Genomic DNA, 25,771 nt, shown 5'->3' with positions numbered 1-25,771 from the left:
GGATTGTCGCTCCGACCGAAGGATTCCTTATCGGCGTTTGCGGTGAGTATGGGGTGGGGGAATTCTCCCACTGTCTGGCTTGTCGCTTGCAGAAGCCGCGCATGTCCCTCCACCCCCGACAGGTTCCTAGCCTAGAACATACAAGCCGTGACCTCGCGGCGAATGGTGCTCACGACGCCGCTTTTGCGGGATGGCCACAATCGCTTCGCCCCGGGTCGGGGCTCCTACGGGCTGTGGATAACTCGACCACCTGCACTTCGAGGTAGATTCCCTGCCGGATATCGACCCCAAAATCGCCGCCATGAAAAAGGCCGCACCCCGTCAGGGATGCGGCCTCTGCTACTACGCGACTGAGCTTATGGCAGCGCGTAGGCGATCACGTAGTCACCGCGATCCGGCGACTGGCGCGCGCCGCCGGCGGTCACCACGATGAACTGCTTGCCGGTCTTCGGCGACACGTAGGTCATCGGTGTGCCCTGGCTGCCCACTGGCAGGCGCTGTTTCCAGATTTCCTTGCCCGTGCCGCTATCGAAGGCGCGCAGGTAGTAATCCTGGGTACCGGCAAAGAACACCAGGCCGGACTGGGTCGCCAGGGAGCCGCCCAGGGTCGGCATGCCGACCGGCATCGGCAGACGCATCTTGATGCCCAGCGGGCCGGTGTCCTGAACGGTGCCGACCGGCACCTGCCAAGCGATCTTCTGGGTCTTCATGTCGATGGCGGTCAGGGTGCCGAACGGCGGCGCCTGGCAGGGAATGCCGGCCAGCGACAGGAAGCGGTTCTTGTTGACCGCGTATGGCGTGCCCTTGAGCGGTACCGCGCCCATGCCGGTGTTCACCGCTTCACCGCCGGATGAAGCCGGGCCGCGGTTCTCTGCCGGAATCATCTGCACCCACAGGCCCAGGCGCATATCGTTGACGAAGATGTAGTCATTGACCGGGTCGGTGGACAGGCTGCCCCAGTTCATCCCACCCAGGGAGCCGGGGAAACTCAGCGATACATCGGTGCCCGGCGCGGTGTACAGGCCCTCGTAACGCATTTGCTTGAAGCTGATGCGGCAGAGCATCTGGTCAAAGGGCGTGGCGCCCCACATGTCCGATTCGGTCAGGGTCTGCGCGCCGATCTGCGGCATGCCCACCGACCGCGGCTGCTCGAGCGCATATTGCTCGCCCTTGATGTCCGCGGACTTGACCGGCACGTTGCGCACTTCGGTCAGCGGCTGGCCGGTGGCACGGTCGAGCACGTAGATCTGCCCGGCCTTGGTGCCGATCACCACGGCCGGCACCTTGCTGCCGTCAGCCTTGGGGAAGTCGATCAGGCTGGGCTGCATCGGCAGGTCGAAGTCCCAGAGGTCGTTGTGCACGGTCTGGTAGACCCACTTCTCCGCGCCGGTGGTGGCATCCAGCGCGAGAATGGATGCGCCGTACTTGTGGTTCAGCTCGGTACGCTCGGCGCCATACAGGTCGGTCGAGGAGCTGCCCATGGGCAGAAACACGGTGTTCATCGCCGGGTCGTAGGACATCGGCGCCCAGGAGTTTGGCGTGCTGCGCACGTAGCTCTGGCCGTCGGCCGGTGCCTGACGATCCTCGGGATTGCCGGGGTCGAACGCCCAGCGCATGGCGCCGGTGACCACATCGAAACCGCGGATCACGCCGCCGGGCATGTCGGTCTGCACGTTGTCGGCCACACGGCCACCCACCACCACGGTGGTACCGGCCAGCAGTGGCGGCGAGGTGAGCTGATAATGCGGATCCGGCGCAGCACCCAGGCCAGCCTTGAGGTCGACCTGGCCGTTGTCGCCAAAGCCTTCGCACAGCGCGCCGGTATCGGCGTCCACCGCGATCAGGCGGGCGTCGATGGTATTGGTCAGCAGGCGGCGACGGCAGTTGGCGCCTTCGGCGATGGCCACACTTGGCACCGCGGCGGCGCCCGCAGCACTTGGCTGCTGCAGCGGCGCGTCGGCGTCGAAGTAGGCCAGGCCGCGGCAACGCTGCCACACCGAGGACTGAGCGTTGATGTCGTTGCGCCACAGCTCGCGACCACTGTCGGCATCGAGGGCGATAAGGTTGTTGTGTGGCGTGCAGATGAACACCTTGTCGCCGACCTGCAGCGGCGTCAGCTGGTCCTCGGCGCCATTGCCATTGCTTTCGGCCACGTCACCGGTGCGGTAGGTCCAGGCGACCTGCAGGTCCTTCACATTGGCTCGGGTGATCTGATCGAGCGCGGCGAAACGACTGCCGCCCGCAGTATTGCCGTAATGCTCCCAGTTCTTCTGCGCCTGGGACGGGTCGACCGGCTGCACGGCCGGGCCATCATCAGTGGCCGCCACGGTGGGGTGAGGCACGAAGGTCGCGCCGAACCCGGCGACCAGCGCCACCGCCAGCACCGCGGCAAGGGCATAGGCGCCACGCCCGCCGTGATCGCCGGCGGCCTTTTTCAGCGTCGGATAGATCAGCGCCACGACTAGGGCGATCACCCCGAAGGTGAACAGGCGCGAGAACAGCGGCCAGAACACCAGGCCGACGTCCGCCAGGGCCCAGGCGACGGTGGCGAGCATGGCCAGCGCGACTACCCAGGCACCTACAGGCTTGCGCGCGGCGATCAGGCCGCCACCGGCCAGCAGCGCCAGGCCCATGAGCAGGAAATACCAGCTGCCGCCAAGGCTGGCGAGATAACCGCCGCCACCGACCAGGACGACGCCGACCAGGGCGATCAAGACGCCCACGATCAGCAGCAGTGCATGTGTGCCACCGGTGGCACGCTTACCCTCTTTCATCGTTCAATCCCATTTTTCGAAAGGCACGAAGACACGACATCGGCGCGGTTATCAGACGATAGCCGACGATGTAGTTGTGATAGTTGTATTCCTCATAGTTTGCACCGAAAAAGCTCACCTGACACCTAAAAATTAACCAGACGGTACATTTTCCGCAGCTCCTTCGAACACGCTAGGCTCAGCCTTTCAGTCATTTCCCGCACGCCATGCACAGCCCGCTGCCTACCGCCCTCTACGATGACTTGCCGACACTGCTGGGCAGCCTTAGGCAGATCGAACCGCTGTTCGATGCCATGCCCGAGGTGGTGTTCTTCATCAAGGACGCCGCGACCCGTTACGCCCTGGTCAACCAGACGCTGGTGCAACGCCTGGGCGCCAGGAACAAACAGAGCCTGCTGGGCATGACCGCCGAGCAGGTATTTCCGGCCAACTTCGGACCGTCCTACACGGCGCAGGATCGGCGGGTGCTGAAGGACGGCAGCCGACTCGACGACCAGCTGGAGCTGCATCTCTACTACGGCAACCAGCCGATCTGGTGCCTGACCCACAAACTGGCGCTGCGCAACCCGGCAGGCGAGATCATCGGCCTGGCCGGAATTTCCCGCGATGTACAACTGCCGCAATCGAGCCACCCGGCGTACCCGAAACTGGCGGCGGTGGACGCCCATATCCGCGAGCATTTCGCCCGCCCCATCAGCCTCGCCGAGCTCACGACATTGGCCGGACTTTCGGTGGCGCAGCTGGAGCGCCATTGCAAGCGCATCTTCCAACTCACCCCGCGGCAGATGATCCACAAGGCGCGCCTTGGAGAAGCCAGTCGCCTGCTGCAGCAGGACGTGCCGATCACCGAAATCGCCCTGCGCTGCGGTTACACCGACCACAGCGCGTTCAGCCGCCAATTCCGCGCACTGACCGGGCTGTCGCCCAGCCAGTTCCGCCTTTCCCACCAGCGCTAAATCCGGCGCGCCATCTTGGCGCAGTAGCGATCAAAGCGCTCCTTTACGTAACACGCGCGCAGCAACCAGCGCTTAAGCTGGAAAGGCAGGCGCTTGTTCATGGGGCTTGCGACGCCGATGCGAACAGGCACAGGCATTGCTTAAGAAAAATCGTATACGAAATACTTTACGGCAGCCCATTTGCCGCAATCGCGCAACGATCTGGAGCCAAGCATGAGCAGAGCAGTCGACTGGAGCGGCGTTTTTCCTGCCGTTACCACCCAATTCAACGACGATTTCACTATTAACCTCGAAGAAACCCACAAGGTAATCTCCAACGTGATCCGTGATGGCGTTTCGGGCCTGGTGGTATGTGGCTCGGTGGGCGAGAACACCTCGCTCAGTGCAGACGAGAAGATCGCCGTCACCGAAGTGGCAGTGGACGCCGCCAAAGGCCGCGTGCCGGTAATCTGCGGCGTCGCTGAATTCACCAGCGTCACCGCCGCGAAGACCGCCAACCTGGTGCGCCAGGCCGGTGTCGACGGGGTGATGCTGATGCCCGCCCTGGTCTATGGATCCAAGCCCTATGAGACAGCCGAGCACTTCCGCTACGTGGCCCGGCATGCCGATGTGCCGTTGATGGTTTACAACAACCCGCCCATCTACAAGAACGACGTGACGCCGGACATCCTCATTTCCCTGGCCGACTGCGACAACGTGGTGTGCTTCAAGGACAGCTCCGGCGATACCCGGCGCTTCATCGACGTGCGTAACGAGGTCGGCGACCGCTTCGTGCTGTTCGCAGGACTCGACGACGTGGTGCTGGAAAGCCTCGCCGTCGGCGCCGAAGGCTGGGTGTCAGGGATGAGCAACGTGTTCCCCAAAGAGGGCGAAACCATCTTTCGCCTGTGCAAGGCCGGCCGTTTCGCCGAAGCCATGCCGATCTACGAATGGCTGATGCCGATCCTGCACCTCGATGCCCGCGCCGACCTGGTGCAATGCATCAAGCTCTGCGAGGCCATCGCCGGTCGCGGCCGCGAGCTGACCCGCCCGCCACGCCTGCTGTTGCGCGGCGAGGATCGTGCCCATGTCGAAGCGATCATGGCCACGGCGTTGGCGAATCGTCCCGTATTGCCGGATGTCGGTCTGTAACGTGATGAGCCGAGTTGCCGACGCACCTGGCGTCGGCAATTTCCGCCCCTTTGATGCGGCTGCGCCGTCTAGTACGGGCGATGACGCAGCGCCCGGCCGACACGCAGCAAAACGGCGGCGTTAAGTTGCGTCAGCAGACTTGCGCAACTTATCAGACATCGTACAATCAAAGCCTTTCCGTACGTGTTCATACGTCCTCAACAGGAGCTAACAATGCCCGCTACCATCGGCCACAACATCATCGGCGGCGCGTTCAGCGCAGCCGGCTCCGTCGTTCACAAGAGTCATGACGCTACCACTGGCGAAGCCCTGCCCTACGACTTCATCCAGGCCACGCCCGAAGAAGTCGACGCCGCCGCCAAGGCAGCCGCTGCTGCCTACCCGACTTACCGCAGCCTGTCCGCCGCCAAACGCGCCGAGTTCCTCGATGCCATCGCCGACGAGCTGGACGCCCTGGGTGACGAATTCGTCGCCACCGTAACCCGCGAAACTGCCCTGCCGACCGCCCGTATCCAGGGCGAGCGCGGCCGTACCAGCGGCCAGATGCGCCTGTTCGCCAAGGTGCTGCGCCGCGGCGACTTCTACGGTGCACGCATCGACCGCGCCCTGCCGGATCGCCAGCCGCTGCCGCGCCCGGATCTGCGCCAATACCGCATCGGCCTCGGCCCGGTCGCCGTGTTCGGCGCCAGCAACTTCCCGCTGGCCTTCTCCACTGCTGGCGGCGACACCGCCGCCGCCCTGGCCGCCGGCTGCCCGGTGGTGTTCAAGGCTCACAGCGGCCACATGACCACTGCCGCCCACGTTGGCGAAGCCATCCTGCGCGCCGCCGAGAAAACCGGCATGCCCAAAGGCGTGTTCAACATGATCTACGGTTCGGGCGTTGGCGAGGCGCTGGTCAAGCACCCGGCCATCCAGGCCGTCGGCTTCACCGGCTCGCTCAAAGGCGGTCGCGCCCTGTGCGACATGGCAGCGGCACGCCCGCAGCCGATCCCGGTGTTCGCCGAGATGAGCAGCATCAACCCGGTCATCCTGCTGCCGGAAGCCGCCAAAGTCCGTGGCGAGAAAATCGCCGGCGAGCTGGCCGGTTCCGTGGTCATGGGCTGCGGCCAGTTCTGCACCAACCCGGGCCTGGTGATCGGCATTCGTTCGCCGGAGTTCAGCGCCTTCCTGGAAAGCTTCACCGCCAAGATGGCCGAGCAGCAGCCGCAAACCATGCTCAACGCCGGCACCCTGAAGAGCTACGTGAAAGGCCTGGAAGCGCTCAACGCACATGCGGGCATCACCCACCTGACCGGCGCTCAGCAGGAAGGCAACCAGGCCCGTCCGCAGCTTTTCAAAGCTGACGTCAGCCTGCTGCTCAATGGCGACGAGCTGCTGCAGGAAGAAGTCTTCGGCCCGACCACCATCGTCGTCGAAGTGGCCGACAAGGCCGAGCTGCTCAAAGCCATCAACGGCCTGCATGGCCAATTGACCGCCACCCTGCTCACCGAGCCGGGCGACCTGGCCGGCAGCGAAGAGCTGTTCGCGCTGCTCGAACAGAAAGTCGGCCGCGTGCTGTTCAACGGCTACCCGACTGGCGTGGAAGTCTGCGACTCCATGGTGCACGGCGGCCCGTACCCGGCGACTTCCGACGCCCGCGGCACCTCGGTCGGCACCCTGGCCATCGACCGCTTCCTGCGCCCGGTTTGCTACCAGAACTGTCCAGATGCCCTGCTGCCGGAGGCGTTGAAGAACGCCAACCCGCTGCAGATCGCCCGCCTGGTGGATGGCGCCAGCAGCCGCGACGCGCTGTAAGCGCCCGCCGCCTCGCTGGAGAAAGCCGACCTCAGGGTCGGCTTTTTTGCGGGCGGTGGTTGCATTGCGCAACCCGGATGTCGCTGCGCTCGACCCGGGCTACGAGGTTCAAGATCATGCACCTGGCCTTATGTGGGAGCGCGCCATGCGCATCAGCTCGTAGGGTGGATAACGCGAAGCTTATCCACCAGCGATCACGCCGCGAGCGAATTGAATTGCCAGCCTCAAGGCGCTTGCGCGAAAACCCTGTCGCTCACGACTACCCTCAGGTCGCACTCGAACCCCGCCATACCCGGCGAGCCACGTAGGTTATCCACAGATGGACGCCAAGGCCCGAGCCAGGCGCGTCCGCACGTTGGAGCAATCGCGCGGAGGCCGCCATGAGCGTCACGACTTATCCACAACCGGCTACACCGGTCGACTTGCGCATCCTGCGCAAAGTGATCGCCGCTTCGGCCATCGGCAACTTCGTCGAGTGGTTCGACTTCGCGGTCTACGGCTTTCTTGCCGTGACCATCGCCTCACTGTTCTTTCCGCCAAGCAACCCGACCCTGGCCCTGCTGCAGACCTTCGCGGTGTTCGCCGTATCGTTCGCGCTGCGTCCACTGGGCGGCATCGTGTTCGGCATTCTTGGCGACCGCATTGGCCGCAAGCGCGTGCTGTCGATCACCGTATTGCTGATGGCCGGCGCCACCACCCTGATCGGTCTGCTGCCCACCTACGCCAGCATCGGCCTGGTCGCCCCGCTGCTGCTGGCCCTGGCGCGCTGCCTGCAGGGCTTCTCAGCCGGCGGTGAATACGCTGGCGCCTGCGCCTTCGTCATGGAGCACGCGCCCACCGAGCAGAAGGCGCGTTACGGCAGCTTCGTGCCGGTATCCACCTTCGCGGCGTTCGCCTGCGCTGCCGGGCTGGTGTTCGGCCTGGGTTTCTGGCTGGACGAAACACAGATGCAGGCCTGGGGCTGGCGCGTGCCCTTTCTGATTGCCGCACCACTGGGCCTGGTCGGTTTGTACATGCGCCTGCGCCTGGATGAATCGCCAGCCTTCCAGGCCCTGGCCGCGCAAGCGCACCCGGAGCACTCGCCACTGCGCGAAACCCTGCGTGAGCACGGCGCCACCGTGCTGTGCCTGTCGGCGTTCATCTCCGCCACGGCGCTGTCGTTCTACATGTTCACCACTTACCTGACCACCTACATGCAGGTGGTCGGTGGCGCGGCCAGGCCGACCGCCCTGCTCGCCAGCCTGGTGGCGCTGTTCTTCGCCGCCCTGCTGTGCCCGTTCGTGGGCCGCTACTCGGATCGCGTCGGCCGTCGGCGCACCATCCTCACCGCTGGCATCGCACTGATCGTCGCCGTCTACCCCGCCTTCACCCTGGCTGCTTCCGGTACCCTGTGGGCCTCGGCCATCGGCGCCATGCTGTTGGCCGTCGGCGCGGTGATCTGTGGTGTGGTGACCGCCGTGCTACTTTCCGAGCAGTTCCCCACCCACGTGCGCTACACCGCGTCGGCGTTCACCTACAACCTGGCCTACACGGTGTTCGGCGGCACTGCACCACTGGTCGCCACCTGGCTCATCGAAGTGACCGGCAACCGCATGTCGCCGGCCTTTTACCTGATCGCCATCGCCCTGCTGGCGCTGGCCGGCGGCCTGGCGCTGCCGGAATCGTCGAAGCGCTCGCTGGACTATCAGCCGTGAACGATCAGTACGCCACCGAGTAGCTGAGGCCGAAGGTACGACCCTGCGCCGGCAGGCTGGAGATAGCGCCGTAAGTGGCTGCCGCCTGCTGGCCGTAGACGGTCTTGTAATCGCGATCGGCCAGGTTGTAGACGCCGAAGCCGACCTCGCCGCCAAGCCAGGGCGCGTGGGCGATCAGGTCGACCACGGTGTAGCCCTGGATCTTGGTCGCCGGCGTTGCGCGAATGGTCGGGCTGATCGCGGCGGTACGGGCATCGTCGTAGGCACGGTCGCTACCGCCCACGGTCAGCGTCTGCAGACGTACGCCATAGCCGTCGGCGAAACGCCAGTCACTGTAGAGGGTGGCCTTGAGCGGCGAGACCCGGAAGGCGTTCAGTTCGCGCCAGTCGCCGGCAGCGTCCTTGTACTGGCCACGGGTGTAGGCCAGGGTGCCGCCCAGGGTCCAGCGCTCGGTGACGGGCACCTGCAGGTTGCCCTCGGCGCCCCACACGCGCTCGTCGGTGTCGGCCACCGAAACGCTGAAGTCACGGTTGAACTGCACCACCTTGTCGGAGGTGTTGTAGAACGCGGTGACCCCGGCATTCACGCCGCTGGCTTCGCCGATGCGCCAGCCCAGTTCGTAGTTGTTCACCTTGATCGAGTCGATGCTGCTGCTACCGATCACGAAGTTGGCTGGCACGTCACGCAGCATGCGCTGGGTGTCGGGCAAGCTGAAGCCCTGGGAGAAGTTGGCGAACACCTGCTGGGCATCGGTCAGCGCATACACGGCGCCGAGATTGAACAGGGTTTCGCTGTGGCGCACGTTGCCGCCCTCGAGGGTGCGCGCCTGGTAGCCAGCCACGCTGGCAGCGGTGACCGCCTCGCCATAGGGGATGGAATCGTCCACCTCGTTGCGGATGGTTTCGCGGCGCACCCCGGCCTGCAGGCTCAGGCGCTCGGTTAGCTGGTAGTCGCCCTGCAGGAACAGGCCGGTCTTGCTCACCTCGACATCCGGGCCCATGGAGGAGCGATAGGTCTCCCGGTAATTCAGGCCATTGCTGGCGAAAAAGCGATTGAAGTCGTAGAACTGGCCGTCCTGACGATCCTGCTCACGCTCGTGATCGAGGCCGTAGGTCAATTGCAGGTCGCGCCCGCCCAGGGTGAAGCCCTTCTGCAACGCGGTGCGCAGGCCCCACACGTCGATATCGGTGCTTGATTGCAGCACCACGTTGGCCACGCCACCGGGCAGCGCGGCGTTCGCTGCACGACTGGCAAAGGGGAACCAGCGCGACTTCTCCTTGCGGTAGTAAACCTCGACCGCCAGTTGCTGGCCGCCAAACAGGTCGCGGTTGAGGTATTGCAGGTTGGCGCCGTAATGGCGGGTGCGTGGCTGGTCATCGAGCTGCAGGCCGTCCACCGCTTCATGGCTGGGCTGGTAGTTGGGCACCAGCAAGGCCGACAGGTTGGGGCCGTAGTCCGGGCCGTAGTCGCTGTCCTGTTCGTCGTCGTAATAGCGCACGCCGCCGCTCAGTTGCTGGTCATCGTCGAGATGCCAGGTCAGGCGGCCGTTGAAGTCGACGCTGGTGGTGTCCTGGCGGTCGGTCTGGGCGATTTCCGGGCCGACACGATCACCATGGGCGTCGCGGATCTCGCCCTGCTTGGTGTAGCCCAACCCCGCGAAACCACTGACCGCGCCCTGATGGAAGGCGGCAGTCTGCGAAGCCTCGTAGGCCATGGCGTCACGGGCGGCGCGACCCGGGGTGCGCAGGCCGATACGGCTGCTGAAGTCGCTGGTTTCGTCGTCGGCGTTGCGGGTGATGATGTTGATCAGGCCGCCGGTGGCACCAGCGCCATAGATGCTGGTGGCACCGGAGATCACCTCGATGCGCTCGATCATCGCCGGGCTGACGCTATTGAGCTGGCGCGAACCGTCACGGGAGCCGGTCAGCGGTACACCGTCGATCATCACCTGTACGGTACGCCCACGCATGGTCATGCCGTAACTGCTGGTGGTGCCGCTGCTCGGCGCCAGCGACGGCACCAACTGGCCGAGGATATCGGCGGTGGAACGGCCAGCCGCCGCTTGCTCGGCGATCTGCTCACGTTCGATGCCGTAAACCGTGCCGGCGATCTCGGCAATGCGCTTGGCCGAACGCGTGGCCGTCACCACCATCGGCTCCAGCTCCCGGGCCTGGCTGCCGCCAACTCCCGGGCTCTCACCACTCTGCGCGAACACCTGGGCACTGACCGCCAGACTCAAAAGCGTGACCTGCATGGATGCCGAAAGATGCCGCATGATGTTCCCCTGTGGATAAGTTACGAAGCGAAGCCGGAAGAGAGTTTTTTGATGAGCGGTTTACAGACCAGCACGCTGAGCACCGACAGCCCCCCCAGCAGCAGGTAATAGCTTGCGTAGCCCAGCCCCTTGGCCAGGAACCCGGACAGCGAGCCGCCGATGAAGAACACCAGCAACTCGAAGCACACCAGCACGGTGAAGTCGGTACCGGCCTGTTGACGCGAACACAGACGCATGAACAGTGCATAGAGGCTGGTCATCGCCATGTAGCGCAGTGCCAGGGTCGCCAACACCACCAGGCCGAGCCAGGGCGTCGAGGTGGCCGCCAGGCCGCTGGCCAGCAATGCGGCGAGCAGCAGGTAGATGCCGCTGCGCCACCAGCCGGCGCGAATCAGCAACACCTCGGGCGCCTGGGTCTTCAGCGCCCTGGCGGTCAGCACCGCCGCCAACAGGCCGATGCTGGCACCGGCTACCGACATCAGCACGCCGATCTGTGCCAGCGACCACTGCTGGTCCACCAGCAGTGGCGTGAGCATGGCCATGGCCGGCGCCTCGACCGCCCGGTAGAGCAGGATCAACAACAGCGCCCAGCGCATTTCCGGGCGTCGCAACGTGTGAATGAAACTGGGGCGCTCGGCGGCCTGCGAATGACGTTCTTCGACGCGTGCCACTGCCAACATGGGCAGTGCGGCCAGCGCTGCCAGAGTCAACAACGCGGTCTGCCAGCCAGCGGCCTGATACAGCCAGAGCACGCCGGCACCGCCGAGCATGCTGCCCAGAGCCACGCCCATACTCTGCGCCATGCTTCCCAAGCGGTGTTCCTCGGTCGCCAGCGACTCGACCGTATAGCCGTCGATGGCGATGTCCTGAGTCGCGGCGAAAGTAGATATCCACAGGCCGATCAGCACGAACAGCAACAGGCCATGCTCGAGCCCGCTCACCGCCAGGGCCAGCAGGCCGGCCACCAGGGCTGCCTGGGTCAGCCACAGCCAGCTGCGGCGCCGGCCGAGTGCATGCAGGTAGTAGCGGTCGACCAGCGGCGCCCAGAGAAACTTGAACGCCCAGGGGATGTACAGCAGGGCGAGCATGCCGATCCAGCGCAGATCGACGCCCTGGCTGCGCAGGATGGCTGGCAGCGCCACGTTGAAGAAATACAGCGGTAACGCGTGAGCCAGGTAGAGCACGACGATGACCGCCAGGCTCAGCCGCGTTACCGGCGTGAAGTCATTGGGCTGTTGCATCGCTCACCATGCGCTCGGCGATCCATTGAAAACCCTGCTCACGTTCCAGGGTCACGAAATAAGGCACTCCCCAGGCGGCGTGCAGCGCCGGCGCATCCAGGCGCTGGCGCTCTTCGGCATCGGCGGCGATACGCACCAGGCCACGGCAGCAGGTCTGGAAATTCGCCTTGTGGCGTTTGTACCAGACGCCCTGCACGGCGCGATAACCCTCGGCCAGACTGGCACCGGCCTGGGTGCTTGAGATGAAGTAGAACGGCTGACGGCGATCAATCAGGCGCTCGATATGCGCCAACCAATCGCGAATGTCGTCGAGGCTGACGTCGTCTGCGAAGACGGCCTCGACCACGGCCGTTTCCGTAATGAACAAACCCATTGCCGCAGTATTCCTCTGAGCGATCCTGATGCAGCCCAGGAGACTGCAAATACATTGCACATGAGAATAATTCCGAACAAGCTTGCCCGCTTAGGTGAAAACAAGGAAAACTTAGCCGCAAGCAAACTTCCATCGGAGCCCGCCATGACGGTCTTCACCTGTGGTCAGCTCAGCGACGTGGCCCATACGCTGGGCGGTAACCTGCATTTTCAGCGCGAGCTACCGGGCGAGCAGCCGGTGCTCGATGGCGAACAACAGGTGCAAGTACTGAGCGATGGCCTGGTGCTGTACTTCAGCCAGAGCCGCGACCTGGTCGACGCCAGCAGCGACAACCGCTTGGCACCGGGGATCACTGCGGCCTTCCTGCTCGGCGGCGAGGCCGAGGTCAGCCTGCCGCGCCAGCGCCTGCACTTCGACGCCCGCCCTGGCGGCCAGCGCGCCATGCTGGTCAACCTCACCGCTGCCGACCAGTTTCAGCGCCACTGGCAAAGCGAGCGTCAGGAAACCAAGGTGTGCCTGAGCATCAGCCCCGACTGGCTGCAGCACTTCGCCCTCGGCAGCCAGTTGCGCAGTGACAACCTGCTGCGATTCAGCCGTAGCCACTGGCAAAGCCTGCTCTGGCAACCGTCTGTGGATATCTTGCAGCGTGCCCACCAGTTGCTCGAACGTGACGCCGGCTTGCCGCCGCTGCTGCAGCGCCTGCAACGGGAAAGCTTCGCCCTCGACCTGGCCAGCGACATCCTGCGCGGTATAGATACGCCGCCGGAGAAACGCCTCGGCAGCCACCTCGAACGCTGCCTGCTGCGCCTCAGGGATTGGCTCGACAGTGGCGAAGCGAACGACCTCAGCATCGCCGAGATGGCCCGCCAGCTGGGTACCAACCCGGTCGATCTGCAGAACGCCTTCCGCAGCCGCAACGGCATCACCATTGCCGCTTATCTGCGCAAACGCCGTCTGGAACAGGCTTATCACGCCATCTGCCAGCAATCACTGTCGATCGAAGACGCTGCCAGCCTGGCCGGTTATGAACACCTGAGCAGCTTCAGCGCCGCCTTCAAGCGCCAGTACGGGTTTCCCCCCTCGCAAGCCAGGCACTGAGCGGGTGCGGGGCGGCAAGAGGACGTTATGATGGAGCCCCCTCGTTCCAATGGGTGCCCCCATGCGACTCGATCCCGCACATGAACCCGACGGCCACCTGCTCGGCCAATGCTTCCGGCTACACCAGCCGACCTCGCTGCAAGAGCTGCTGAGCGCCTATGACGATGTGCCCGACGGGCATCGCCATCTGTTCACGCTGGACGATCTGGGCCAAGCACTCTACACCGCGATGCATGCGAGCCACCGCCATGATCTGGACAGCGGCGACTGGCTGCAGGAGGCGGGGATCGCCGCGAGCTGGCTGGAAGATGGCTATCCACGCGACGACCTGTCGCTGCAGCAGCGCCTGCATATTCGCCGCATCGGCTTCGGACGGGCCCTGGAGGGAGTCTCCTTCGACGACCTGTTCGCCAAGGATCTGCGTCTGGACGACGACAGCCTCGCCGATCTGGTGGCTGCCAATACCGATCTGCTCGCCGTGCTCGACGATGAATGCTATCTGCTGCGCATTCCCGTACAGCGCGCCTGCGAAGCGATTTACGGCTTCGCCAATGGCTACTTTTCCAGCGACCTGTCGCCTCAGGAGAACTTCCGCCTGGCCGAGCATCTGGAACACCACTACGGCTACGCCCTGTTCGGCATCGGCGCCAGCCTCGTCGCCTTCCGTCGCTCACGAGCGCTTGATGAGCACCAGACCGCCAGCCTGCTCGACCTGTTGAACCGCCTGTATGCCCGCGAGGATAACGGGGCTCAGGTTCGGGCACTGTTCGCGAACAGCATCGCAAACCGCGAGCTGCTGGTGCTGCGCTATACCGAATGACCGGGTGAAATCAGATCGGCAGCAGATCCGTTCCGGCATCTGCGCTCGGCTCATCACGGTTGCCCGACTACATGGCCAGCAAGCGCGCCAGCGTCGTATCGACCTCCACGAAGTCCGGACGAGCGCCGACCTGTGGCTGCTGGCAGCGCCGCACCAGCTCGGCCAACCGAGCCGTATGCTCAGCCGGCACGTCGCAGCGCTGCAGCAGTTCCTCGAGCAGAATGCCGAACGCACGCACCTCGATGCGCTGCAGCAAGGCCCGTTGCGCGGGTGCGGCGGCAGGCAGCAAAGACGCCGCGCCGAAGTCACCGAGCAACGCGTTGCCGGCCTCGTTGATCAGGATGTTATGGCCGTAGAGATCGCCATGGGTGACGCCGCGCTCGTGCAGGTGACGCAGCGCCGAGGCGATGCCACCCGCAGTTCGCAGCGCCTTCGCGAAAGGCGCGCGCCAGTCGCTCGGATAGACATCGCGGCTGCAACTTTCCAGGCTCGGCGGCCCGGCGAGGATGCTGAAACGCGGCTCGACCAGGCTCAGCAACAAGCCCTGCTCGCCTTGCGGATGGTCGACGACGCGGCCAATCGCGCCGATCAGATTGGCATGCTGGCCGACCGTGAGGCATGCGGCCATTTCGCTCTGCGGCGTACCATCGCTGGTCATCTGTCCCTTGAACAGTTTCAGGGCCACGGCCTGGCGCTGGCCATCGGGCCGCTGCCAGTCGGCGCGGTGGATGATGCCCGATGCGCCCTGGCCCAGTACCTCGCCCAGTTGCAAGTCGGCCCAACGCACATCGGGCGCGTGGGACTCGACGGCGCCCGCTTCTTCGAAGGGGTTTGCGGCATGGGCCAGCCAGGCCAGGCTGGGCAGTTGCAGCAGGAAATCCGGCAAGGTGGGCAGTTGGTTGGCGGCGATGCGCAGCAGCTCCAGCTTGTGCAGCCGCGCCAAACTCGCTGGGATTTCACGCAGGCGGTTACCAGCCAACATCAGCTTCTGCAGCTCGCTGCAGTCGCCCAGCTCGGCAGGCAGGGTTTCCAGGCAGTTGTCGGTAAGAATCAGCCAGCGCAGACGCGGCGGCAGCGCCCTGGCGGACAGCTCGCGAATACGGTTGGACTTGAAGCCGACCATACGCAGCGACGGGCAGCGCCCCACGGATTCGGGCACATGCTCGAAGCGGTTGTTCGAGCAAAACAGCACCTGCAGGCGATGCAGCCGGTGCAGATCCTCAGGCAGATCGCTGAGCTGGTTATCGCTCAGGTTGAGCACTTCCAGGCTGTCGGCCAGGGTGAATATTTCCTCGGGAAAGTGCGTGAGCGACGCGGACAGATCGAGGCGGCTGATGCCCTTGAGCTGGCCGGAACGCAATTGGTCGAGGGTGTGCATCGAGGAGCGGCCTGGTTGCGGAGTTGGCGCGACAGTCTACGGCAACGCCAGGTGGCCAAGGAAACGCTCAGAGCCGTGGCAGCTGGGGCAGCGACTCGATATGGCAGTAATCCGCACCCAGCTCACCCGCCAGTTGCAAGGCGCGCCCCAGACGGATCGGCGCGCACTCGATATCCACCAGAGTGGCCGGGCATGGGCTGGGCGCCAGCGCCGGCCATTCGCGCAAACGCCCGTCGGTAACCACCAGCAAGCGTTGCGCCTCGCCGGGCTTGAGGCGTTGGCGGCGCTGCAGCCAGTCGTGGGCCTGCTGCAGGGCCGGGATCAGCGGGCTGCCACCGCCTGCGCCGAGGTCACCCAACCAGCCTTGCAAGGCGCCGGAGGCTTTCTGACCCTGCCAGTGCCATTTCGGCTGTGCGCCGTGGGCGTCGAGCACGGCGATGCGGGAACGCTCCCGGTAGGCCCGCTCGAACAGCTCGGCGAGCAGGCCCTTGGCCTTGCTCAGGGCGCCATGGCGGCGGGTGGAGGCCGAGGCATCGACGACGATCAGCCACAGCTGCGAGGGGGCGTTGCTGCGCGGGCGGCATTGCAGGTCGGCACGACGCCTGGGCTTGCCTTGCAGCAAGGTGGCGAGCCAGTCGATGGCGCCGCTGTCGCCGCGCCGCTTGGCACCGCTGCGCCCGCCTGCCTGTTTGCCTGGTGTCGGTCTGGCATCCGTCCCCGCCTTGGCACGCGGGGGAATGCCTAGGGCTTTTTTGCCCAGCGCGGCGGCTCGCGGCGCTCGCCGGTGCGTTGCGCCTGCGCGGGCAGCTCACCCCACTGCCCTTCGCCTGCAGTGGGTTGCTCGCTTGGCGCCTGGGGTGGCGGGCCGGCTGGCGGTTGCGCCTGCTGTTGCGGCGGCGTGTGGCGACGACGGTGGCGCAACACGAAATCGGCCACGGCCTCGATATCCTCCTCGCTGATGGCGTCGGCACCGCGCCAGGCCGCATGGGCGCGGGCGGCACGCAGCCAGACCAGGTCGGCACGCAGGCCATCGACGCCGGCGGCGAAGCAGCGCTCGGTAATGGCGTCGAGCGCCCTGTCATCGAGGGCGATGCTCGCCACGCGCGCGCGCGCCTGCCCGCAACGCGCGGCCAGTGCCTGCTGCTGTTCGGCCCACTTGGCAATGAACGCCTGGGGGTCGGCATCGAAGGCCAGACGACGGCGGACGATCTCAGCGCGCGCGCCCGGCTGCGGCTGGCCATCCAGGGCCAGGTTGAGGCCGAAGCGGTCGAGCAGTTGCGGGCGCAGCTCGCCTTCTTCGGCGTTCATGGTGCCAATCAGGACGAAGCGCGCATCGTGGCGGTGGGAAATGCCGTCACGCTCGACATGGTTGACGCCGCTGGCTGCGGCGTCGAGCAGCAGGTCGACCAGATGATCGGGCAGCAGGTTGACCTCATCGACGTACAGCACGCCGCCATCGGCCTTGCTCAGCAAGCCCGGCGAGAACTGCGCGCGGCTTTCGCCCAGGGCCGCGTCCAGATCGAGGGTACCGACGATGCGCTCTTCACTGGCGCCCAGCGGCAGGGTGACGAACACCCCGCTTTCCAGCAGCGCGGCCAGGCCGCGGGCCAGGGTCGACTTGGCCATGCCCCGCGGGCCTTCGATCAGCACGCCACCGATCGCCGGATCGACCGCCACCAGGCACAGCGCCAATTTCAGGGAGTCGGCGCCGACCACGGCGGCGAGGGGAAAATGGACGGTGTCGGTCATGGGGCGATCCGGGCTGGGCAAAGGCGGCATTGTAGCAGCGAGCGGTCGTGCGCAGCCCCGCTCGTCTGCTAAGGTCGCTGGTTTGGCACCCTAGGGTCTGTTGGCGTTTCACGCACGGCCGCGTTGAAACGTCAACAGACCCTAACCATCAGGGAGATTTCGATGCGCCTGTGCATTTTCTGTGGCTCCAACGCGGGCTCCAATCCTGTTTACCTCGAGGCCGCCACGCGCCTCGGCAAAACCCTCGCCGAGGCCGGCATCGGCCTGGTGTACGGCGGCGCGTCCGTCGGCCTGATGGGCGCCGTGGCCAACGCCGCGCTCGAAGCCGGTGGCGAAGTGATCGGGGTGATCCCGCGCTCGCTGTGGGAGAAGGAGGTCGCCCACACCGGCCTCGACGACCTGCGCATCGTCGATTCCATGCACCAGCGCAAGGCGCTGATGGCCGAGCTTTCGGACGGCTTCATCGCCCTGCCCGGCGGCGTCGGCACCCTGGAAGAACTCTTCGAGGTATGGACCTGGGCGCAGCTGGGCCATCATCAGAAGCCCTGCTCGCTGCTCAATATCAACGGTTACTACGACCGCCTTGCCGCATTCCTCGATCACATGGTCGACGAAGCCTTCGTCAAGGCGCCGCACCGCAAGATGCTGATCGTCGAGCAGGATATCGACGCGCTGCTGGCGGCGATCGATGGTTATGAAGCGCCGCAGGTGGGTAAATGGATCGGTCGCAAGGAGACCTGATGAACGCGCAACCACGATTGGGCTGCGGCGCCGCCATCGTGCAGGGCGACCGTCTGCTGTTGGTGCGCCGCCTGCGTGAGCCGGAAGCCGGCTGCTGGGGGCTGCCCGGCGGCAAGGTGGACTGGCTGGAGCCGGTCGAGCAGGCGGTGCGCCGCGAAATCGAGGAAGAGCTGGCCATCCGCCTGACGTCGCTGTGCCTGCTCTGCGTGGTCGATCAGATCGACGCGCAGCGCGGCGAACACTGGTTGGCACCGGTCTACCTGGCCGATCCCTTCGACGGTGAAGTGCGCAACGTCGAGCCCGAGAAACACAGCGATATCGGCTGGTTCGCCCTCGATGGCCTGCCAGAGCCTCTGACCGTGGCGACGCGCAAGGCAGCGTGCGCGCTCAACGAGCGGCGCTTGCAATCGACCACCGCGATGAATTAACGTCGAGCCCATTCAACGGAGCCGCACATGTCCACATCCCCGATCCTGAACGCCACTCGCCTCGATGCAGCCTGCATCGTGATCGCGCGTGCCCAGGCATCCGTGGTCGCCGCCGTCTCGTATTTTTATGGGTATTGGTTTAGCCACAGGCGCGCCTGATACCCCACAGGCGCCCTAGCAACTCAGGGTCGCCACCAGACAGTTTCTCGAAACCCCCGGTCGGCCTCCCGACCGGGGGTTTTGTTTTTTCCGGCACACAGATTTTCCTACGAGGATTGCACCATGACCGCATACACCGCCTACCAAACCTATTACCGCTACAGCTGGCGATTTACCGGCGCTCACGCCGCTCAACCACTCAATCGAACATCCCATCGAGCCCGATAGTGCGCCGCGCGCGGTAACGTCCGCGCCGGCCGAGGAAATCACCATGTCCGTAGCCGTCAATTCCCGCTCCACCGCCAAAGCCGCCGACCTGCATCTGGTCGCCGCCCCGAGCCGTCGCCACACCTCGCCTCTGCCCAGCGCCGCCCAGTTGCGCGAAGAGCTGCCACTCTCGACCGCCCTCGCCCGCCAGGTGCAGCAGCAACGCCAGTCGATCCGCGCCATTCTCGATGGCCATGACCCGCGCCTGCTGGTGGTGGTCGGCCCCTGCTCCCTGCACGACGATGCCGCCGTACTCGAATACGCCGAGCGCCTGGCCGCACTGAGCCAGCGGGTGGGCGATCGCCTGCTGCTGGTGATGCGCGCCTACGTCGAGAAGCCGCGCACCACGGTGGGCTGGAAGGGCCTGGTCTACGATCCGGCGCTGGATGGCAGTGGCGACATGGCCGAAGGCCTGCGTCGTTCGCGCAAATTGATGCTCAAGTTGCTGGAGCTGGGCCTGCCGTTGGCCAGCGAGATCCTCCAGCCGCTGGTGGCCGGCTACTTCGACGACCTGCTCGGCTGGGCGGCCATCGGCGCACGCACCAGCGAGTCCCAGGTGCATCGCGAGCTGGTCAGCGGCCTGGAGATGCCGGTGGGCTTCAAGAACGGCACCGACGGCAGCCTTGGCATCGCCTGCGATGCCATGCGCTCGGCGGCCCACGCTCACCAGCACTTCGGCGTCGATCCGCAGGGTCGCCCGGTCCTGGTGCACACCCAAGGCAACCCGGACACCCACCTGGTGCTGCGCGGCGGCCACGGCGCGCCGAACTACGACGCCGCCAGCGTCGCCAACGCGCGGGCCGAGCTGGAGCGCCAGGGTATCGCGCCGAGGATCATGGTCGACTGCAGCCACGCCAACAGCGGCAAGAACCCGCTGCGCCAGCCCCAGGTACTCAGCGACGTCCTCGACCAGCGCCTGGCCGGCGATGGCGCGCTGCGCGCGGTGATGATCGAGAGCCACCTGCTCGACGGCGCCCAGAGCCTGGGCGGCGAACTGCGCTACGGCGTGTCGATCACCGACGGCTGCCTCGGCTGGGCCGGCACCGAACGCATGCTGATCGACGCCGCCATCCGCATGCGCCACCTGGTCTGACCTCGTAGCCGGCGTTGAGCGCAACAATACCCAGGGCATGCATACCGGGTGTCGCTACGCTCGACCCGAGCTACGACAGCTCACGGATCATGCCCGCTCGTACCGCCAGCCCTGGGCCGTCCATTCCAGGCGGTCGGTGATCGCCAGGGCGTCGACGAAGGCGGCGTCATGGGACACCAGAATCAGCGCCCCGCGGTAGTCGCGCAGCAGGGTTTCGACGGCCAGCAGCGAGTCGAGGTCAATGTGGTTGTCGGGCTCGTCGAGCAGCAGCAGGGGCGCTGCCGATTCCCCGTCTATCACCCCGGCAAGCGCCAGCTTGAGGCGCTCACCGCCGCTGAGCTGGCGGCACGGCAGCACGGCACGCTGGGCATCGAGCCCCAGGTGAACCAGTCGCGTACGGGCGAGCGCCTCGGGCAGCCCGGGGCTGCAGCGACGCAGGTGATCCAGCGCCGTATCATCGCCCGGCAGGCAGGAAAGCTGCTGATCCAGATAGGCCAGCGGCACCTCGACCCGACACTCGCCGGCAACGGCGGCCAGCCGCCCGGCAAACATCGCGAGCAGGCTCGACTTGCCACAACCGTTGGGCCCGCTGATGGCCAACCGGCGCGGGCCGAACAGTTCGATGTCTGGCAAGACGGCCCCTGAGTAGGGCGCCCGCACGCCGCGCAGGCTGAGCACCCGCTTGCCTTCGGCCAGGCCGCCAGCCTTGCCGTGCAGCTGGATGGCCTGGCCTTCGTGCACCCGCTGCGCCGCATCGCGCACGGCACTGTCGAGGTCGCGGCTGACCGCTTGCAGGCGCTGCTGCAACCGGCCGGCGCTGGCCTCGCTGCGGCCCTTCTGGCGATCCAGCAGAATCTGCGCCTGATTGGCGTGCCGTGCATCTCGGTTTGCGCTGGCGGTGCGACGCTGCTGGCGTTGCTGCTGGGCCTGCAGTTCACGCTCGCCGCGTTTGCGTTCGCTACGAGCATGCGCCAGTGCCTGCTGGGCGGCGTGCTCCTCGCGTTGTCGCGCTTCGCGGTAAAAACCGTAGTTGCCGCCGTAAGCGCGCAGCCCGAGAGGCGACAGCTCGACGATGCGCTGCATGCCCTCCAGCAGTTCGCGATCATGGCTGATCACCACCAGCCCACCCGGCCACTGCTGCAGACGCCGATAGAGGCGCAGCCGGCTGGCGCGATCCAGGTGGTTGCTGGGTTCGTCGAGAACCAGCAGGTCGGCATCGCCCAGAAACGTGCCGAGCAGCGCCACCCGCGTACGCTCACCACCGCTGAGCTGGGCGGCCGGGCCATGCAGCGCGAGATGCGCCAAGCCGTCGTCCTGCAGCGCCAGATGCAAGCGCTCGGCGATGTCCCAGCGGCCTTCGAGCAGCTCGATATCGTTCGCTCCCATGCGCCCGTCGGTCACCCGACACAGCGCATCGTAAGGTGCCGCGAAGCCCATCAGGTCGACGACGCGGGTGGCGTCGTCCACGTCGATAGCCTGGGGCAGATAGGCAACCCGAGCCTGCCGCACGATGTGCCCGGCGCTTGGCGGCAAGAGGCCTGCGAGCAGCCGGCCGAGCACGCTCTTGCCGGCACCGTTGCGCCCCACCAGGCCGGTGTGGCGGGCATCGAAGGTTTCGCTCAGCTCATCGAACAATGGCTGGCCATCGGGGAAATGAAAGGACACGCGCTCGAGCGCGATAACAGGCGAGTTCGTCATGAATGACTCCAGGCAATGCCGTGAAAACGCGCGGCACAAGGCCTCGGCGGACGATCACAGGTCGTGCGAACACGACGGCATTACTGGCGCATTGGACGAAACTCCGGCGGGGAATGGACGGTTAGGCTAAACCCAAGGACAGGCCGGGGCAACCGAGGCGACCTGTAAAAACCGAAAAGGCGCTGAAGGCAGCTTCAAGGCAGGAGCAGACACTCAAACCAACCTGTGGGAGCCCCGACCTCGGGGCGAAACGATTGCAGCCTGACTGCCTATTTTCGGCGGTGCCTGAGCGATTCGCCGCGAGGTCACGGCTCCCACAATGGATCGGATAACGGCCGCTACCGCCACTTTCCGATCACCGCGCCAACAGTCCTCAGCTTTCTTCGCTATCGAGCAGCAGGTTTTCCAAGGCTTCGCGGTACTCGCCCGGCTCCTGCCACAGGCCACGCTGCTGGGCTTCGAGCAGGCGCTCGATGATGTCCTGCAGGGCGCCGGGGTTATGCGCCTGGATGAAGTCGCGGGTGCCCTTGTCCATCAGGTAGGCGTCGGTGAGCAGGGCGTACTGGTGGTCGTCGACCAGCTCGCTGGTGGCGTCGAAGGCGAACAGGTAGTCGATGGTCGCGGCCAGTTCGAAGGCGCCCTTGTAGCCGTGGCGCTTCATGCCCTCTATCCACTTCGGGTTGGCCGCACGGGCGCGTACCACGCGGGCCAGTTCCTGCTTGAGGGTACGGATGCGCGGCGTGTCGGGCTGGCTGTTGTCGCCGAAGTAGCTAGCCGCCTTGCCCCCGCGCAAGGTTTCCACTGCCGCCAGCATGCCACCCTGGAACTGGTAGTAATCGTTGGAATCGAGGATATCGTGCTCGCGATTGTCCTGGTTGTGCAGCACCGCCTGCATGCGCTCCAGGCGCTCAGCGAACTGCTCGCGAGCCGGTGCGCCCTCGACGCCCTTGCCGTAGGCGTAGCCGCCCCAGTTCAGGTACACCTCGGCAAGATCCGCACGGTTCTCCCACAGGCGTTCTTCGATAGCGTTCTGCACGCCAGCCCCGTAGGCACCTGGCTTGGAGCCGAAAATCCGCCAGCCAGCCTGGCGCCGCGCCTGGTGTTCGTCCAACCCACCGTCCTGCAGTGCCAGGGCTTCTTCCCAGACACGGGCGGACAGCGGGTTCATGTCCGGTGCTTCGTCGAGGTCGGCAACCGCCTGCACGGCGTCATCGAACAGGCGGATCAGATTGGCGAAGGCATCGCGGAAAAAGCCGGACACCCGCAGGGTCACATCCACCCGTGGGCGACCGAGCTGCTCCAGTGGCAGCACCTCGAAACGCTCGACCCGCTGGCTACCGGCCTGCCACACCGGGCGCACGCCCATCAGCGCCATGGCCTGGGCGATATCGTCGCCGCCGGTGCGCATGGTTGCGGTGCCCCACACCGACAGGCCGAGCTGGCGCAGGTGGTCGCCTTCGTCCTGCAGGTGGCGTTCGAGCAGGCGGTCGGCGGCCTGCACACCAAGGCGCCAGGCGGTGGGCGTGGGCAGGTTGCGCACGTCCACGGAGTAGAAGTTGCGCCCGGTCGGCAACACGTCGAGCCGCCCCCGGCTCGGCGCGCCACTGGGGCCGGACGGCACGAAACGGCCTTCGAGCGCGCTGAACAGGCCATGCATCTCGGCGTCACCACAGGCGTCCAGCAGCGGAGCGATATGGCCGTGCAGACCGTGCAGCACGAGTTCGCTGAGCGGGCCGACCGACCCGGCCCCTTCGATCAACCGCAACCCGAGCAGCTCAAGGCGCTCGCGGGTGTCGCCCACCGTGCGCCAGGGCTCGTCGCTCAGGCTCGCAAGGAGCTCCGGCCGCGGTCCGGCCCAAGATGCCGCCATATCGCAATCGAGCGGATCGAAATCGAGTGCCAGGTCGCTGGCCAAGGCGCGCAGCAGGCTGGCATTACCGCCCTGCCCGTCGCCACGTGGGATGCGCAGCAGCGCCAGCAGCGTGTCGCGGCGCAACGTGCCGGCTGGCGACTCGCCGAATACATGCAGGCCGTCACGAATCTGCGATTCCTTGAGGTCGCACAGGTAGGCGTCGAGCTGCGGCAACCAGCTGGCAGGGTCGTCATTGAGCTGCAGGCCCAGTTCACGATCGAGGCTGGCCTCGCGCACCTTCTGCAGAATCTCGCCACGCAGCTCGCTGGCGCGGCGCAGGTCGAGCTGGCTCGCGTCGTAATACTCGTCGGCCAGGCGCTCCAGATCGCGCAGCGGACCGTAGCTTTCGGCGCGGGTCAGCGGCGGCATCAGGTGGTCGATGATCACCGCCTGGGTGCGGCGCTTGGCCTGGGCGCCTTCGCCGGGGTCGTTGACGATGAACGGGTAGATGTTCGGCAGCGCGCCGAGAATCGCCGTTGGCCAGCAGCTTTCGGAAAGCCCAACGCTCTTGCCCGGCAGCCACTCCAGGTTGCCGTGCTTGCCGACGTGGATCACCGCGTTGGCCGCGTATACGTGGCGCATCCAGAAATAGAAGGCCAGGTAGCCGTGTGGCGGCACCAGGTCAGGGTCGTGGTAGACCGCCGCGGCATCGACCTGATAACCCCGTGCCGGCTGGATGCCGACGAAGGTCAGGCCAAAGCGCAGGCCGGCGATCATCAGCCGCCCCTCACGGAACATCGGGTCGCTTTCCGGCGAGCCCCAGCGCTCCAGTACCGCCTGGCGATTGGCCTCGGGCAGGGCCGCGAAGCAGCGCTGGTAGTCGTCCAGCGCCAGGCTCTGGGCGCAAGGCCGCAGGTCGAGATTGTCGAGGTCGTTGGTCACGCCGCCGAGCAGTTGGTGGATCAGCGCTGTGCCGCTGTCCGGTAGGCCCTCGACCGGATAGCCCTGGCTTTTCAAGGCTCGCAGGATATTCAGCGCCGCTGCCGGCGTATCCAGGCCGACCCCGTTGCCGATGCGGCCGTCGCGGGTCGGGTAGTTGGCGAGCACCAGGGCAACGCGCTTATCCACAGCCGGCAGTCGCTGCAGGTCGGCCTGACGACGCGCCAGTTCGGCGACGAAATCCATGCCCGGCAGGTGCGCGCGGTAACAGACCACATCGCTCTGGCTGCGCTCGCTGCGCCAGGCCAGGCCCTTGAAGCTGATCGGCCGGGTGATCAGGCGGCCATCCAGCTCCGGCAGCGCGATATGCATGGCCAGGTCCCGAGGGCCGAGGCCTTGAGCGTTGCCTTGCCACTGCTCTTCGCTGTCCAGGGCGCAAAGCGCCTGCAGCACCGGCACGTCGCGGCGGAACGGCCGTGCCTGGGGCGACTCCGGGTTGGACTGGGCGAAACCGGTGGTGTTGATGATCACGCTGGTGCCCGCTTCGTCGAGCCAATCCTCGACCTGCGCCAGGCAGGCTGCCTCCTTGAGGCTGGCCACCGCAATGGGTAACGGGTTGAGGCCCTGAGCCTGCAGGCGCTGGCAGAAGGAGTCGACGAAGGCGGTATTGGCCGCCTGCACATGGGTGCGATAGAACAGCAAGGCGGCAACCGGTGCGTCCGCTTGCCAGTCGCCGCGCCAGTCCTGCAGCGAGGCGTTGCCGATACGCGGGTGATAGAGGCCGACCCGCGGCAGCGCCTGCGGCGGCTGCCAACCGTAGTCACGGCCCAGGTAATGATCGGCGATGCACTGGAAGAACTGCCGCGCGTTATCCACACCACCCTGACGCAGGTACTGCCAGAGCCGCTCGGCATCCTCGGCGGCCACGTTGCCCAACCCGGTCAGCTCGGGATCGGGGCTGTCGTCGCCAGGCACCAGAATCAGCGTCTTGCCCTGCCCCGCCAGTTCCACCAGGCGCTGAATGCCGTAGCGCCAGTAGCTGACGCCGCCGTGCACGGAAATCAGGATGACCTTGGCGTGCCTGAGCACCTGCTCGACGTAGAAATCCACCGAGGCGTTGTTGCTCAGCTGCGCCGGGCTGGCCAAGCGCAGGCTGGGGTAATCCTCGGGCAGGTGCCGGGCAACCTCGGCCAACAGCGACAGGTGCGAATCACCGGTGCACAGCACCACCAGCTCGGCGGGCGTCTGGCCGAGGTCGGCGATGCTGTCGGCCGGCAGCGACTGGCCGGGCTGGGTACGCAGCAGGTGCAT

19 protein-coding genes are annotated in these 25,771 nt (G+C 66.0%); 10 read left to right on the top strand and 9 right to left on the bottom strand.

The window, feature by feature from the left end; genetic code table 11:
• Nucleotides 1–356: 356 nt before the first annotated feature.
• The gene (locus BVH06_RS13295) at nucleotides 357–2,774 is read right to left on the bottom strand and encodes a glucose/quinate/shikimate family membrane-bound PQQ-dependent dehydrogenase (RefSeq protein ID WP_075934359.1); all 2,418 of its coding nucleotides are present in this window, start codon (nucleotides 2,772–2,774) and stop codon (nucleotides 357–359) included.
• 206 nt (nucleotides 2,775–2,980) lie between these two features.
• Between BVH06_RS13295 and BVH06_RS13290 the strand changes: the two genes are divergently transcribed.
• The 4 genes from BVH06_RS13290 (at nucleotide 2,981) to BVH06_RS13275 (ending at nucleotide 8,349) form a co-directional block, all read left to right on the top strand.
• Nucleotides 2,981–3,730, top strand: a complete 750-nt coding sequence (locus BVH06_RS13290) for an AraC family transcriptional regulator (RefSeq protein WP_075934358.1) — start codon at nucleotides 2,981–2,983, stop codon at nucleotides 3,728–3,730.
• Between the two features lie 213 nt (nucleotides 3,731–3,943).
• Nucleotides 3,944–4,861, top strand: a complete 918-nt coding sequence (locus tag BVH06_RS13285) for a dihydrodipicolinate synthase family protein (RefSeq protein WP_075934357.1) — start codon at nucleotides 3,944–3,946, stop codon at nucleotides 4,859–4,861.
• Between the two features lie 213 nt (nucleotides 4,862–5,074).
• Entirely contained in the window at nucleotides 5,075–6,655 is a 1,581-nt protein-coding gene (locus BVH06_RS13280; RefSeq protein WP_075934356.1) for an aldehyde dehydrogenase (NADP(+)), read from the top strand.
• Nucleotides 6,656–7,035: 380 nt separating this feature from the next.
• The gene (locus BVH06_RS13275; RefSeq protein ID WP_075934355.1) at nucleotides 7,036–8,349 is read left to right on the top strand and encodes an MFS transporter; all 1,314 of its coding nucleotides are present in this window, start codon (nucleotides 7,036–7,038) and stop codon (nucleotides 8,347–8,349) included.
• A 4-nt stretch (nucleotides 8,350–8,353) separates the two neighbouring features.
• Here the strand turns inward: BVH06_RS13275 and BVH06_RS13270 are convergent, their stop codons facing one another.
• From BVH06_RS13270 to BVH06_RS13260, 3 genes are read right to left on the bottom strand one after another with little or no spacing between them, the layout of a single operon-like run.
• Nucleotides 8,354–10,624, bottom strand: a complete 2,271-nt coding sequence (locus BVH06_RS13270; protein ID WP_075934354.1) for a TonB-dependent receptor — start codon at nucleotides 10,622–10,624, stop codon at nucleotides 8,354–8,356.
• A gap of 20 nt (nucleotides 10,625–10,644) precedes the next feature.
• Nucleotides 10,645–11,865 (bottom strand): MFS transporter, encoded by a 1,221-nt coding sequence (locus BVH06_RS13265; protein ID WP_075934353.1) that lies wholly within the window; start codon nucleotides 11,863–11,865, stop codon nucleotides 10,645–10,647.
• Nucleotides 11,849–12,238, bottom strand: a complete 390-nt coding sequence (locus tag BVH06_RS13260; protein WP_075934352.1) for a hypothetical protein — start codon at nucleotides 12,236–12,238, stop codon at nucleotides 11,849–11,851. The genes BVH06_RS13265 and BVH06_RS13260 overlap by 17 nt, the downstream gene beginning before the upstream one ends.
• 144 nt (nucleotides 12,239–12,382) lie before the next feature.
• Here BVH06_RS13260 and BVH06_RS13255 point away from each other — a divergent pair, with 144 nt between their 5' ends.
• Nucleotides 12,383–13,336 (top strand): AraC family transcriptional regulator, encoded by a 954-nt coding sequence (locus BVH06_RS13255; RefSeq protein WP_075934351.1) that lies wholly within the window; start codon nucleotides 12,383–12,385, stop codon nucleotides 13,334–13,336.
• 61 nt (nucleotides 13,337–13,397) lie between these two features.
• The gene (locus BVH06_RS13250) at nucleotides 13,398–14,156 is read left to right on the top strand and encodes a hypothetical protein (protein WP_139315633.1); all 759 of its coding nucleotides are present in this window, start codon (nucleotides 13,398–13,400) and stop codon (nucleotides 14,154–14,156) included.
• Between the two features lie 67 nt (nucleotides 14,157–14,223).
• Here the strand turns inward: BVH06_RS13250 and BVH06_RS13245 are convergent, their stop codons facing one another.
• The 3 genes from BVH06_RS13245 to BVH06_RS13235 all read right to left on the bottom strand — a co-directional run bounded on the left by BVH06_RS13245 (nucleotide 14,224) and on the right by BVH06_RS13235 (nucleotide 17,283).
• Entirely contained in the window at nucleotides 14,224–15,534 is a 1,311-nt protein-coding gene (locus BVH06_RS13245) for a leucine-rich repeat-containing protein kinase family protein (RefSeq protein ID WP_075934349.1), read from the bottom strand.
• A gap of 67 nt (nucleotides 15,535–15,601) precedes the next feature.
• Nucleotides 15,602–16,294: a VWA domain-containing protein gene (locus tag BVH06_RS13240; RefSeq protein ID WP_075934348.1), complete on the bottom strand. Its 693-nt coding sequence runs from the start codon at nucleotides 16,292–16,294 to the stop codon at nucleotides 15,602–15,604.
• On the bottom strand, nucleotides 16,276–17,283 hold the full coding sequence (locus BVH06_RS13235) for an ATP-binding protein (RefSeq protein ID WP_075929061.1): 1,008 nt from the start codon (nucleotides 17,281–17,283) through the stop codon (nucleotides 16,276–16,278). The genes BVH06_RS13240 and BVH06_RS13235 overlap by 19 nt, the downstream gene beginning before the upstream one ends.
• 162 nt (nucleotides 17,284–17,445) lie before the next feature.
• Between BVH06_RS13235 and BVH06_RS13230 the strand changes: the two genes are divergently transcribed.
• The 4 genes from BVH06_RS13230 to BVH06_RS13220 all read left to right on the top strand — a co-directional run bounded on the left by BVH06_RS13230 (nucleotide 17,446) and on the right by BVH06_RS13220 (nucleotide 19,971).
• Complete coding sequence (locus tag BVH06_RS13230; protein WP_075929060.1) at nucleotides 17,446–18,024, top strand: TIGR00730 family Rossman fold protein; 579 nt, start codon at nucleotides 17,446–17,448, stop codon at nucleotides 18,022–18,024.
• On the top strand, nucleotides 18,024–18,452 hold the full coding sequence (locus BVH06_RS13225; protein WP_075934347.1) for an NUDIX domain-containing protein: 429 nt from the start codon (nucleotides 18,024–18,026) through the stop codon (nucleotides 18,450–18,452). Before BVH06_RS13230 ends, BVH06_RS13225 begins: the two co-directional genes overlap by 1 nt.
• Nucleotides 18,453–18,479: 27 nt before the next feature.
• Entirely contained in the window at nucleotides 18,480–18,611 is a 132-nt protein-coding gene (locus tag BVH06_RS26050; RefSeq protein WP_256354892.1) for a hypothetical protein, read from the top strand.
• Between the two features lie 271 nt (nucleotides 18,612–18,882).
• Entirely contained in the window at nucleotides 18,883–19,971 is a 1,089-nt protein-coding gene (locus BVH06_RS13220; protein WP_075934346.1) for a 3-deoxy-7-phosphoheptulonate synthase, read from the top strand.
• An 87-nt stretch (nucleotides 19,972–20,058) separates the two neighbouring features.
• Here BVH06_RS13220 and BVH06_RS13215 read toward each other — a convergent pair whose 3' ends face one another.
• Both BVH06_RS13215 and cobN read right to left on the bottom strand, forming a co-directional pair.
• Nucleotides 20,059–21,669, bottom strand: a complete 1,611-nt coding sequence (locus BVH06_RS13215; RefSeq protein WP_075934345.1) for an ATP-binding cassette domain-containing protein — start codon at nucleotides 21,667–21,669, stop codon at nucleotides 20,059–20,061.
• A 373-nt stretch (nucleotides 21,670–22,042) separates the two neighbouring features.
• Nucleotides 22,043–25,771: a cobaltochelatase subunit CobN gene (gene cobN / locus BVH06_RS13210; protein WP_075934344.1), complete on the bottom strand. Its 3,729-nt coding sequence runs from the start codon at nucleotides 25,769–25,771 to the stop codon at nucleotides 22,043–22,045.

It is taken from the genome of Pseudomonas sp. PA27(2017) (genome assembly GCF_001945445.1).
Lineage (GTDB): Bacteria > Pseudomonadota > Gammaproteobacteria > Pseudomonadales > Pseudomonadaceae > Aquipseudomonas.
Note: the sequence above shows the minus strand (reverse complement) of the source record. Positions and strands in the feature narration are given on the sequence as shown.

Excerpts from the sequence above, each read along its gene's own strand:
- BVH06_RS13275 (WP_075934355.1), top strand. The coding sequence starts at position 7,036 with ATGAGCGTCACGACTTATCCACAACCGGCTACACCGGTCGACTTGCGC.
- BVH06_RS13285 (WP_075934357.1), top strand. The coding sequence starts at position 3,944 with ATGAGCAGAGCAGTCGACTGGAGCGGCGTTTTTCCTGCCGTTACCACC.
- BVH06_RS13265 (WP_075934353.1), bottom strand. The coding sequence starts at position 11,865 with ATGCAACAGCCCAATGACTTCACGCCGGTAACGCGGCTGAGCCTGGCG.
- BVH06_RS13220 (WP_075934346.1), top strand. The coding sequence starts at position 18,883 with ATGTCCGTAGCCGTCAATTCCCGCTCCACCGCCAAAGCCGCCGACCTG.
- BVH06_RS13230 (WP_075929060.1), top strand. The coding sequence starts at position 17,446 with ATGCGCCTGTGCATTTTCTGTGGCTCCAACGCGGGCTCCAATCCTGTT.
- BVH06_RS13260 (WP_075934352.1), bottom strand. The coding sequence starts at position 12,238 with ATGGGTTTGTTCATTACGGAAACGGCCGTGGTCGAGGCCGTCTTCGCA.
- BVH06_RS13235 (WP_075929061.1), bottom strand. The coding sequence starts at position 17,283 with ATGACCGACACCGTCCATTTTCCCCTCGCCGCCGTGGTCGGCGCCGAC.
- BVH06_RS13270 (WP_075934354.1), bottom strand. The coding sequence starts at position 10,624 with ATGCGGCATCTTTCGGCATCCATGCAGGTCACGCTTTTGAGTCTGGCG.
- BVH06_RS13255 (WP_075934351.1), top strand. The coding sequence starts at position 12,383 with ATGACGGTCTTCACCTGTGGTCAGCTCAGCGACGTGGCCCATACGCTG.
- BVH06_RS13215 (WP_075934345.1), bottom strand. The coding sequence starts at position 21,669 with ATGACGAACTCGCCTGTTATCGCGCTCGAGCGCGTGTCCTTTCATTTC.
- BVH06_RS13225 (WP_075934347.1), top strand. The coding sequence starts at position 18,024 with ATGAACGCGCAACCACGATTGGGCTGCGGCGCCGCCATCGTGCAGGGC.
- cobN (WP_075934344.1), bottom strand. The coding sequence starts at position 25,771 with ATGCACCTGCTGCGTACCCAGCCCGGCCAGTCGCTGCCGGCCGACAGC.
- BVH06_RS13245 (WP_075934349.1), bottom strand. The coding sequence starts at position 15,534 with ATGCACACCCTCGACCAATTGCGTTCCGGCCAGCTCAAGGGCATCAGC.
- BVH06_RS13280 (WP_075934356.1), top strand. The coding sequence starts at position 5,075 with ATGCCCGCTACCATCGGCCACAACATCATCGGCGGCGCGTTCAGCGCA.
- BVH06_RS26050 (WP_256354892.1), top strand. The coding sequence starts at position 18,480 with ATGTCCACATCCCCGATCCTGAACGCCACTCGCCTCGATGCAGCCTGC.
- BVH06_RS13290 (WP_075934358.1), top strand. The coding sequence starts at position 2,981 with ATGCACAGCCCGCTGCCTACCGCCCTCTACGATGACTTGCCGACACTG.
- BVH06_RS13295 (WP_075934359.1), bottom strand. The coding sequence starts at position 2,774 with ATGAAAGAGGGTAAGCGTGCCACCGGTGGCACACATGCACTGCTGCTG.
- BVH06_RS13250 (WP_139315633.1), top strand. The coding sequence starts at position 13,398 with ATGCGACTCGATCCCGCACATGAACCCGACGGCCACCTGCTCGGCCAA.